A 10,878-nucleotide genomic window follows, 5' to 3' on the forward strand; every position below is an offset into this window, starting at 1 on the left:
ATTTCATCCTCTTCTGCCAAAGATCTTGCCAAATCCGATCCGCACCATCATCCGCCACACTGCTCCATTGCTGAAAAAGACAGGGATGGATGATTTGTATCCACTAAGATCATAGGAACACGGCATCTTGCGAAGCACATAGCCAAAGTAAAGCTCTGCCAGCAGACGGAGCATATCCTCCTTCACTGTCAGAAACGTCTCCTTAGAGATCTCGCCGCGGCGGCACAGATCTAACATCAATCCCGGGTACTCCACGCCGAGGCATGGAACAGGTCGTATTTGCCCTTCTTGGTATCGTCCACCGGAATCTCCTCAAAAAGCACGCGGTGGTCGATGATATACTCTGCTTTGTTCTTCTCGCTGAACACATAATCGGTATGCGGAAAGGTTGCATTATAGGTCATGTCCGGATCAAGCCGGTCAAAGTCCTCCTTCCACATCGTTGTGCCTGCAGACCATGAGGAAAACCGGCGCATGCCTGCCACATAAGCGTCAAAGCTGTCAAACTTCTCCTCGCCGTTCTTCCCGGCGATCGCACCGTTCATAAAATAAATGCCCGGCTTTGTCTCCTCATGGGAAGCCGCAAAGCGGATCAGCTCCTCAACCGTTCCCGGCAAAAGCTTCATCCGGTGATTGACAAACTTGATCAGCCGCCCGGAGGCAAGCTTGAACGCCTCGACCTGATTCAGAAACTGCTTCGCCTGTGTCTTGCGGTAGATCAGATTGTCATAACGCGCGCAGTACGACTCCATCTGACGCTGAAACTCTTCATTGTCGCCGTTGTCGGTCACGATCACCTCAAACCGGCTGTGCTCCGGCTCATCCTGATAAATACTGTCCAATACCGGAAATACCCACTCGATCACACCATTCGTGGGAACCACCAGTGAAACCATCAATTCTTCTTTGCTCATAATTCGTAATATTCCTTCATAAATTCTGCTGTTTTGCGGATACCCTCGCCCAGAGAGATCGGATTTAAGCTTCCGTAATACTTCTCATAGCGGGAAATGTCCAGATAATTGACCGGCACATCCACCTTTCTGCTTTCTTTATACGTGATATTTAAAGAAATATCAAGTGATTTCTCAATTTCGACCAGCACGTCATGAATACTTGTGCCGTAGCCGCAGCCCAGATTAAAGATCCGGTGCTCACTCACTCCCTGTGCCACCGCAAGGATTCCGCGCACGGCATCATCAATATAAATAAAGTCGCGCACAACGGAACCGTCCCCGTACACCACGATCTCTTCCTGACGCAGTGCCTTGTAAGTAAAGGTCACAACCGCTCCGAGCACGCCGTTTGGACGCTGGTAAGGTCCGTACGGATTGGCGAGACGGATCACACGGTAATCAAGTCCGTGCAGATAATGATACAGATACAAAAGCTTCTCGATCGTAATCTTCTGAATGCCGTAGGAGCTGATCGGATATGTCGGTGTATTCTCGTTGAGCGGACACTGCTGCTCCTTGCCGTACACGGTTCCACCGGAGGAAAGAAAGATCACCCTTCCCACGCCCACACGGACACAGCTCTCCAGAAATCTTGATGTGGCAACTATATTTGCCTCAAGCTCATGAGAAATTCCTTTGTTGGACGTGCTTGGATTCGTGGTACTCACCAGATGATAGACCACATCCATCCCCACCAGCAGGCGGTCAAAATCCTGCTCCACCGGAAACTCCGACACGGCAAAATGCACGCCCGGCAGCTCCATCTGCTTTAACGGTGCAAAGAACTCTTCTCTGGCGTCGATCACGGTAATATCGTGTCCGCCCTGCTGTGCAAGGGCTCTGGTCAGGTTCACGCCGATGAAACCGGCTCCTCCAAATAACGCAATCTTCATACTAATCCCTACATTCCTTTCTTCGGCAGCTCATCAAGATGCTCTGCAAAATACCGGTTATCCTTCGTAAAGATATCGCGGTGTTCCTTCACAAACGTCCCGTCAATCTTTGAAAAATCAATGGAAAGCAGCTTATCCCGCAGCTCCTGTTCAAAACGGTATCCCATCACTTTCGCCGGAACTCCTGCCACAATCGCATACGGCGGCACATCCTTTGTGACGATCGCACCGGCTGCCACCACAGCGCCCTGATGAATGTGTACTCCCGAAAGCACCATCGCGCCACAGCCGATCCACACATCATCGTCCACCTGAATATCTCCCTTGGACTGTGCATCTATGCCGTCTCTTGTGATCAGCTCCTGCACCGGATACGTCAGCAGATGATCCATCGGATGCTCGGCACTTAGTATGAACTTCACACCGTTTGCGATGGAGCAGAAGCTTCCGATCCGAAGCATAACATCTCTTCTCGTCATTTCAATGTCAATCGGTCCGTATGTGTACCTGCCGACATTGACACAATCTATATCATAAACGTTTGTACATCTCGCTCCGTTCTCCCTGTTACGGAAACGCCAGACGATCTTTCGTTTGAATACGAGATAGACAAACTCCAAAAATCCTTTCATGTAACGCTCTCCCTTCACCGGATCAGCTTATAATAAACCTTTGCCGCCTGTAAAATATTCTGCATCCGGAACTTTAACACACGCTTCGGATCACCGATACTTTTCGTCGCTCTGCCGTGATTGTGAAGCACCTGGATCCGCGGCTGAAACACAATATCCACGCCGTGCTTTGCACACCACCAGCTTAATATATATTCCTCATAATAAAAATGGGTCTCAGGATCAAAGATCACGTCCTTGCGCTCCATCAGCCTCTCGGAAATGATCAGACACGCCCCCATCGGCACGACATCCGTGCGATAGGAAAGATCAACCGCCGCTGCCACCGTCTCCTTCATATTCTTTCCGAAAAGCGCATAAAACAACGGATAGATCCACAGCGCAACCGTATTCAGCACGATCGTCTTTCGCACGCCCGACACCGGAAGCACCAGTCTTTCATCGATCGGACTCTGATGGATCTTTAGAGTCGTGTGGAAGATATCGGGACTTAACACGCCAAAGCCGCTCGCCTCATATTCCTCCCGCACCTTACGGATGAATTCCTTGTCCTCAAACAACAGATCATTGTTCGCAAACACAACAAATTCGCAGTCCCAGTGCTGTTTCGCATAGGCATATGCTTTGTTGTTACCTGCCGAAAAGCCCTCATTACTTTCATTGTGCAGGATATGCACCTGCGGATTGTCTCCATAGGTCTGCTGCAGACGTGTCAGGGAATCGTTGACGGATGCATTGTCCATCACCACGATCTGTGTCTGCTCACTCTGCTCCAGCGCAAGGATCGAATCGACACACGCCTTCGTTTCCTCAAAGCAGTTATAATGAAGCACGATAAATGTAAAATATTGTTCTTTCTCCATATTCCTGATCAAATCCTCTCAAGACTCATTATTACACGGCACTAACGAAGCAGTGAGATCACCTGGAACATCAGACGTTCCAGATGCAGCCTGCTAAGAAGCATTGTCACGCCGACGCCCATGCGGATCTTTAATGTCTGTCCCTTCGGCTTTCGGAGTCCCACATAAGGATTGTGCCGGTAATCCGGAAATCTCCGCTCTCTGTCCTGCCGGAAATATTCGTATTTGTCCTTCATGCGTGCCGGTCCACAGCCATGTCCGTAAGTGATCAGCGCATTGATCATATTCGCAAGATAATCATACTCGATATGGCGGCGCTTCTCCTCCGAAATCTTCGTCAGATCGCAGCGCTTCATCAGCAGATCAAACATATCCGTTACCGTACGCTCGAAATTCAGCTGATAATTCATTCTGCCCGTTGTCGAATTGCGGTTCAGATAATAATAGTAGCCGGCATATGGTATCACTTTATAATGCTCACAGTGATAATACACGCGCAGGCTGAAATAAACATCCTCGCCCTGCCGCTTATCGGAAAAGTCGATTGCATTCTCCACCAGAAAGCTCCGGCGAAACAGCTTGCCCCACGCCACGGTATACGTCAGAATGCTCCAGTCCGAATCAGAGACGAGACATTCCTGAAACTTTCCCTCCACATCACGGATATAGCCGCCGATCACAAAATCAAAATCCCCCTTCTCCATCTCGGTCAGGTAGGTTTCCATGTAATCGCTTTTGATGTAATCGTCGCTGTCCACAAAGCAGATATACTCTCCCTTTGCCTCAAGGATCGCTCTGGCACGGCTCCTTCCCTGCCCCATATTCTCCTCATTCTGCAGAATACGAAGCTTGTCCGGATACTTTTTCCGGTACTCCTCAAGGATCGCCAGGCTGCCATCCGGCGAACAGTCGTTGACACATATGATCTCATAGTCCGTTATCGTCTGGGAAAGCAGACTGTCCAGACATCGCCTGAGATATTTTTCCACATTATAAACCGGTACGATACAACTCACCTTTGGCATAATAATCTGACATTCCTTTCTCTGCCTGCACTCAAATGCCTGCAGGCACAAACTCTCAGAGATTATTCTCTAGTAATATTTCGCTGCTCCGGAATAAAACTTCATAAGCAGCTTTGCGATCCACTTCGGCCAGAAACGGCAGAAAATCTCATACTCATCATCGTATCTGGCATTCGTTGTCTTAAGCAGCTTCGCGGTCTGGTTTAAGTCGTTCATCCGATGGTATAAAAGGACATCCTTCACATATACAAAGGTCCCCTTCTGTCTGGATAAACGCTCCCACAGATCCCAGTCCATAGATGCCTTGTACTTCTCCAAAAACACCGGCTCCGGCATCTTGTCCTTCACGCACACAACCGTCGGATGCGTGATCGGATTGCCGAGAAGCTGGATCCCTCGCTTGCCGATCCATGTGCCCTGCCATGCATGAACAAGAGACGGCCACAGAAGCATCCGCTTGATCCGCACCATCGTGGACGGCTTCTTGTCAACCTCATCGTTGTGCATCTCCAGATAATTGGTAAATGCGATGATCGGATCCTTCGCATGATTCAGTGCATCAAGCACCTTTTCGAGGAATGCCGGTGCCAGGATCTCGTCCTGATGCATCAGCATCATAAGCGGTGTCTCAGGCAGTGCCATCGCAAAATTGTAGTCCTTGATCTGTCCGCCGTCCCGATTGACACAGACCGGAATATCGTAGCGGTCCGCGATCCCCTGAATGAAATCATTCGGCGTGGAGGTCGAGATCAGGATCTTTGCGGAAATCGTCTGCTCCTTTACGGAACGGATGGCCTCCTCCAGATACTCGCACTCCTGATAAGCGCAGACAACAAAGGTAAAATCATCCGCGGTATAGTTATTGTACTGTTTCATGCTTATTTCGCTCCATTTCCCATGATTGCTTCAATCTTCGCTGCGTCTCCCCAGATGCCCGGAGAGTCATATGGTCTGTCCGGAAAAGCACCATACTCCAGCCTGATATTCATGTTCTTTTCCTTGATATAGGACTCGATCTTATCCGCAAGGGACATCGGCTTGCCGGTGCATACATTGATAATGCCGTCAACCTCGCCCTGAATACTCGCTTTCATGATCATCTGCGCGAGATCATCCACATGGATGAAATCGTAGAGATTCTTGCCGGTCGTAAACGGAAATGTCGTTTTGCCGTCCTCTGCCGCCTGATACAGCTTTGCAAAAATAGAGCTTCCTCTGGCGTCATCGCCGTAAATATAATAGGCCCTGAGCCAGTGCAGATGCACATCCTTGTTCTGTGTGTACAGAAGAAGCTGCTGTCTGAGCGCATTCTTGGCAATGCCGTACATCGACATCGGATTGCACGGTGTATTCTCATCCACAGCCCCCTCCCAGTAGCCGACCTCATGCATGCTTCCCATAACGGTCAGATACTTCAGACCGCCATCGATCATATGATTCAGAAATGTCACATGAGAGGACAGATCCTTCATGTGTGCCTCCGAATTATGCACAAAGCCATCGCGCCATGCCATATGCACAAGCACGTCCGGACTGCCGCACTGCTCATAGATATCTTTCTCCCCGTTAAAGATCTCCACGTCAATCCTCTTTGCCCGCTCGTCAACTCCCTTGTACGAAAAATCGGACACATATACATCATGCCCTGCGTTGCAGAATGCCTTGACCACATGATGACCAATATATCCTGCTGCTCCGGTAATCAATATCTTCATCGGATAACCCCCTTTATTTCTCCGTTGTATAATGTAATACAACGCCAACTGCTGTTGCGATCACTAACGCCAGTCCCATATGCAGATAAACATTCATCTGTCCACCGAACAGATGGATCAGAAGCTGCTGGATCGGGAAGGCACACAGATAGATCGTATATGAAAAACGTCCCCCAAAGGCAAGTCTGCTGCCACACTGTCTCGCCATAAATGCCGGATAAAGAAGCACATACGGATAAAAGATCCAGACAGCCGCCGTCGACCAGGACAGCGCAAAGCATACTGCCATGCCCACCAGTGAGAGCACAAACAAACGCCAGTCCACCGGAACCCGGTCCCGGTATACATATAAAACATGTCCCAGTAAGAAGAAATAGATCGGACGGAAGGCTGCGCTTAAAATAACAATTCCAAGCATGCTGCAAATACGGAAACCGATCAATGCGCACACCAGATATACCGCCATAACGCCAAGGATTCTTTTCTTTTTCAGCAGTCCCAGACGGTAGATCACATAACATCCCACATAACAAAGCACTTCCACAGGAAGTGTCCACAGTGCACCATTCACAGCACTTCCAAATACATTGTTCTCAAAAACGCCCGGAAGATTGTGTCGCAGAACAAACACTGCATTGAGCAGATAACGCCATGTCACACTGTTTGTAAAATACTGCCCAAGCGGCAGGGTCGTCACAAAGGCTCCCATGATCACGGACAGCACAACAACCGCTGCCAGCGGCGGCCACACACGCCGGAAACGTGCCCGGAAAAACTTTCCGGCACTTTGATTCCGCTCCATGCTTTTTGCAATAAAAAGACCACTCGCCAGAAAGAACAGGCTGACCGCCACGGTTCCAAAATCAAGCTGCTGTCCCGTGATCACCTTGATCCACTCGCCCTTTGAGACATTCAGATCAAAGGAATGGTGAACGATCACAAGCCACGCCGCCAGAAACTTCATGAAATCCAGATTATTGCTTTTTTGCTTCATCTGCGTGTCCAGATAAAGATACTGTCTTCTTTCTGTATTCATATCGATCCCTGTTCTCCCATCATTGTTCCTTATTCATAACATCTCTTACTGCAATCTCCTGCGTGAGGCTCTGTATCATATTCTCCAGATGTGACACACGGAATGTGATATAGAAATTATGCAGCAGAAGAATAAAGATCATAAATAAAAATATAAAGTTTACCGGCGACTGTATTCCGCACAGATCCGCAAGCGCAATGGCAATCTGTGGGAAGATACTTAAAACAAGCAGTAAAAATGAAAATACGATCCAAAACAGGGAATACTCTATTTTAAGCTTTGCTTTTCGTATTCTTCGAAGCACATATATTGCTACCACAAAGGATACAATAAACAGGATAATTCGTAAGGATATGGACATAATCTGATCACCTCTTTCTAAAAGTCTGTATCACAACAATTGACATCAGCATACGAAACATGTAAGAAATAGATCTCGTAAGATTAAGGTAGCTTGTACCGGCAATTCTTTCTTCCATGTCCACCTGTACTTCTGATACCTTCGCACCATTCTTAATCAGATAGGATACCGTATCCGGCTCCGGTCCGTAATTGACCTCCTGCGCATACTCCTTCATACAGTTTCTGTTGTACATACGCATTCCGGAAGTTGGATCCTTGATCCATTTACCGGTTGTCAGACGGATTGCAAGAGAGATCAGTCTACTTCCCAGCATTCTGGCTGTAAACGGCTTTTTCTCAGTGACAAAGCGGGATCCAATCACGATGTCGTATCCCTTTTCCATTTCTTCGATCATCGGTGCAATATATTCCGGCAGATGCTGTCCATCTGCATCAAACTGGATCACATAATCGTAATTCATGCGGTAAGCATACTTGACACCTGCCTGAAAGCCTCCCGCCAGTCCAAGGTTGATTGGCAGATCGATCACCTTGTAATTGCGTTCCATACAGATATCATATGTCTTATCCTTGGAACCGTCATTGACGATCACATAATCGTACTCGCTGTAATTGTTCTCGATATTATCAACAACCCGTTCAATATTTTCCGCCTCATTATATGCCGGAATCAAAATCAATAATTTCTTCATAAACTGCCTCATTCTTCTATAACCAATGCTGGTTTGTATTTTATAAAAACTCTGTCAACATGCATGCTGCCAGGATCACAGAGAGCATCATTCCCACACCCTCGATCCAGCGCTCAACCTTATCATTACGTGGAATCGTCAGAAAGCGGATCTGTCCCAGCGTCAAAAACAACGGTGTCATGATTGGCCAGAGATATCTTCCCTGACATCCCTCGATGGTTGCTGCTCCCACCTCATTAAAGGTGACATACATCGCTGTAGCCACACAGCAGACGCTGGCAAATGCAAGCGGCAGAACCGTGATCTTGATCGGGCAGCCGACCGGACGAACATCATCGCGGCGACGGTCAAGAACCGTAACAACCACAAGCCAGATCAGACAAGGCATCGCCAGTGCCGGAATGCTCCAGTAATATGCCGTCTGCACGATAAACGCCTTAAACATTGTCATATTCAGATACTGGAATCGCAGATAACTGAGAAGCAGTCCCGTATACTTCATCGGATTGGACAGGATATACTGAATCTGTCCCGCCGCATTGACACCCTCGCCTCCACGCATATCACCGGAGCCTAAGCCGCCGCCAAAGATCAGTACCGCAAAACCTAACACCGCAAGAACAACAACTCCGCCAAAGAAACAGCGGTAAACTCTGCGCCATTTCACACTCTTGAATTTCTCCTTCGGCAAAAAGGCTGCCAGTCCCAGAAGCGGGATATATACCGGCTTGGCAAGAATCCCGACCAGAAATGTTCCAAAAATCAGCACAATATCCTTTACGGTCAGTATCTTCTCCTGATGCTGATATTCTCCAATGAGATATGCAATGGAATATGCCACCAATGCGATCAGCCAGTAATCATAATTAAAGTTAGATACAAGGAATACTGCTCCCGGCATCAACGCCACTGCCGCCATGATCATTTTACCGGATTTGAGATGTCTCATTCCGAGATAGATCACGATCAGATAAAATAATGCACTTGCCAGTCTTCCAAGGACAACCATTGCCGACATCGGGATTCCAAGTCCTCTTGCGAAAAAGAATACCAGAATCGCCGGAAGATAGATGACTGTTCTGAAATTGATCAGTACAGGCTGATCCGATGATTCTGCCACCCGTGCGGAAGGATCATTCAGAATCTGTCGCAGTCGTGGTTCCTCGGTCATAGAATAACTCTTGAGCTGCCCCAGATAACAGGTATAGTAAAAGTCCTCCTCTGCAATCGACAGTGTACTGTTCTGCAGATGAGATGCCCCTGCCGCATTGATGAAATGTGTCTGATCATCCCACGAAACATTTAAACGCAGTGGCAAAAGCAGCGTCAATCCCACACAAAGGATCACTCCGCAGCGCAAAAACAACATTTCGAAGGTTCTCTTTTTGACGATAAACAGATATTTTATGATCTCATAGCCAAGCAGTCCGAGTACCACTCCGTAAATAGTGCTTCTGGTAGTCCACTGCCATGTACCATGACGGATCACAATAAAATAAATATTTCGCAATAGCCATCCGCACACGCCCGCAAGCACATAAAGCAGAGCCGAGATCCCAAGCTGCTTCGGATGCTGTTTTACATACTCCCCGGCACCTTTGATACCGTTTATACTGTTATTAATGATATTTTCAAGCTTTTCTTTCTTTGCGAGCCAGCAGGAAATAAGGATCAGAACAACGAGCAGTACAAGAATCTGCTTTTGCAGCGTTCTCTTCTGCGCTAAAGATGCCTCCTGAAGATGCTCGATATAAACAGACTCCAAAGAAATATCCTGATCGGTAGAAAAACGGATGCGGTTGATCGGCTTGTGATTTAAGTAGGTCTTTTCCGCATACTGTCCCTGTCCGACACCGGTCGTGATGTGCTCCACCTTCTGGTCATCCAGAAATGTGTCGATCTCAAAATGATTGTCCACCGGTGCCTCCGCATTCATGTTGATCCAAAATACGCGGACGTTTCTTTCCTCAAAGGTATATTCGATATAATGTTCATTTGCATCGGCAATCGTATAATTCGTCTCTGCCACCGAATATCCCGTCACTGACTGCTCTGCCGGATACTCCAGGATCTTTTCCTGCGAATAAATATTAAGAGAACGATATGCTATGATCCCGAACAATACCGCAATAATACATAAGATCGTCAGATTTCTGGAAAAATGTACCACCGTCTGTTTGTTTCTTTTGGGATTGCTTCTGTTATTTTTATTATTTTTCCCATTTGTTTTCTTCTTTGAAGACATCCTATCCCCCATTCCACCACCTTTCCACGGTGGCTTTACACTTAACGCTGCAAAGATATCATTTATTTATAATTTTCCGAGAATAAAATCCGATGAGTTCTTTGTAAGATTGGCATTATAATAAGGATCTCCCTTTCGGATAACCTCACCCCACCGTTCCTTTAGCAGGCTTATCTGCTCTGTCTCATCAACATATTCACCGTTTGCATTTCTCTTAGCTTCCCAGTTGATCAAATCATTATGTGCAAAGCCCATTCTGGCATATGGATCCAGCACATTAACCTTCCCTGCTTTCATCAGCTTTAGCGAAAGATCAAGACCGGCAAACCAGGTCTTTAACCCATTATCCATTCCACCTGCCATGTCGTAATATTTTTTGCGTACGAGCATGCAGGTATCCGATACTGCTGACACATTATGCATGTAATAAAAATTCCCCCAAAAACCGGAATGGTCAT

13 protein-coding genes are annotated in these 10,878 nt (G+C 47.4%); all 13 read right to left on the reverse strand.

Annotated features, from left to right (window positions below):
* Positions 1-3: 3 nt before the first annotated feature.
* Positions 4-240: a hypothetical protein gene (locus DXA20_RS14100; protein ID WP_147403759.1), complete on the reverse strand. Its 237-nt coding sequence runs from the start codon at positions 238-240 to the stop codon at positions 4-6.
* Positions 237-914 carry a glycosyltransferase family 2 protein gene (locus DXA20_RS14105; protein ID WP_118561640.1) on the reverse strand — a complete coding sequence of 226 codons (678 nt, stop codon included), beginning with the start codon at positions 912-914 and terminating at the stop codon, positions 237-239. The genes DXA20_RS14100 and DXA20_RS14105 overlap by 4 nt, the downstream gene beginning before the upstream one ends.
* Positions 911-1,849, reverse strand: a complete 939-nt coding sequence (locus DXA20_RS14110) for an NAD-dependent epimerase/dehydratase family protein (protein WP_118561642.1) — start codon at positions 1,847-1,849, stop codon at positions 911-913. Before DXA20_RS14110 ends, DXA20_RS14105 begins: the two co-directional genes overlap by 4 nt.
* An 8-nt stretch (positions 1,850-1,857) precedes the next feature.
* On the reverse strand, positions 1,858-2,481 hold the full coding sequence (locus tag DXA20_RS18505; RefSeq protein ID WP_118561644.1) for a CatB-related O-acetyltransferase: 624 nt from the start codon (positions 2,479-2,481) through the stop codon (positions 1,858-1,860).
* Positions 2,482-2,495: 14 nt separating this feature from the next.
* Complete coding sequence (locus DXA20_RS14120; protein WP_118561646.1) at positions 2,496-3,344, reverse strand: glycosyltransferase; 849 nt, start codon at positions 3,342-3,344, stop codon at positions 2,496-2,498.
* 41 nt (positions 3,345-3,385) lie between these two features.
* Entirely contained in the window at positions 3,386-4,369 is a 984-nt protein-coding gene (locus tag DXA20_RS14125) for a glycosyltransferase family 2 protein (protein WP_118561648.1), read from the reverse strand.
* 69 nt (positions 4,370-4,438) lie between these two features.
* Positions 4,439-5,245 (reverse strand): glycosyltransferase, encoded by an 807-nt coding sequence (locus DXA20_RS14130; protein WP_022306296.1) that lies wholly within the window; start codon positions 5,243-5,245, stop codon positions 4,439-4,441.
* Positions 5,246-5,247: 2 nt separating this feature from the next.
* Positions 5,248-6,084, reverse strand: coding sequence for an NAD-dependent epimerase/dehydratase family protein (locus DXA20_RS14135; protein WP_022306297.1), 837 nt, complete (start codon positions 6,082-6,084; stop codon positions 5,248-5,250).
* A 13-nt stretch (positions 6,085-6,097) separates the two neighbouring features.
* The gene (locus DXA20_RS14140) at positions 6,098-7,120 is read right to left on the reverse strand and encodes an acyltransferase family protein (protein WP_118561650.1); all 1,023 of its coding nucleotides are present in this window, start codon (positions 7,118-7,120) and stop codon (positions 6,098-6,100) included.
* Between the two features lie 19 nt (positions 7,121-7,139).
* Positions 7,140-7,481, reverse strand: coding sequence for a DUF2304 domain-containing protein (locus DXA20_RS14145; RefSeq protein WP_022306299.1), 342 nt, complete (start codon positions 7,479-7,481; stop codon positions 7,140-7,142).
* A 7-nt stretch (positions 7,482-7,488) separates the two neighbouring features.
* Positions 7,489-8,175 carry a glycosyltransferase family 2 protein gene (locus DXA20_RS14150; RefSeq protein ID WP_022306300.1) on the reverse strand — a complete coding sequence of 229 codons (687 nt, stop codon included), beginning with the start codon at positions 8,173-8,175 and terminating at the stop codon, positions 7,489-7,491.
* A gap of 40 nt (positions 8,176-8,215) precedes the next feature.
* Positions 8,216-10,432 (reverse strand): DUF2142 domain-containing protein, encoded by a 2,217-nt coding sequence (locus DXA20_RS14155; RefSeq protein WP_118561652.1) that lies wholly within the window; start codon positions 10,430-10,432, stop codon positions 8,216-8,218.
* Positions 10,433-10,486: 54 nt separating this feature from the next.
* Positions 10,487-10,878 (reverse strand): hypothetical protein (locus DXA20_RS14160; RefSeq protein WP_330421014.1); only part of this gene is annotated, 392 nt, incomplete at its 5' end.

The organism is Roseburia sp. AM59-24XD, from assembly GCF_003478445.1.
GTDB lineage: Bacteria > Bacillota > Clostridia > Lachnospirales > Lachnospiraceae > Jutongia.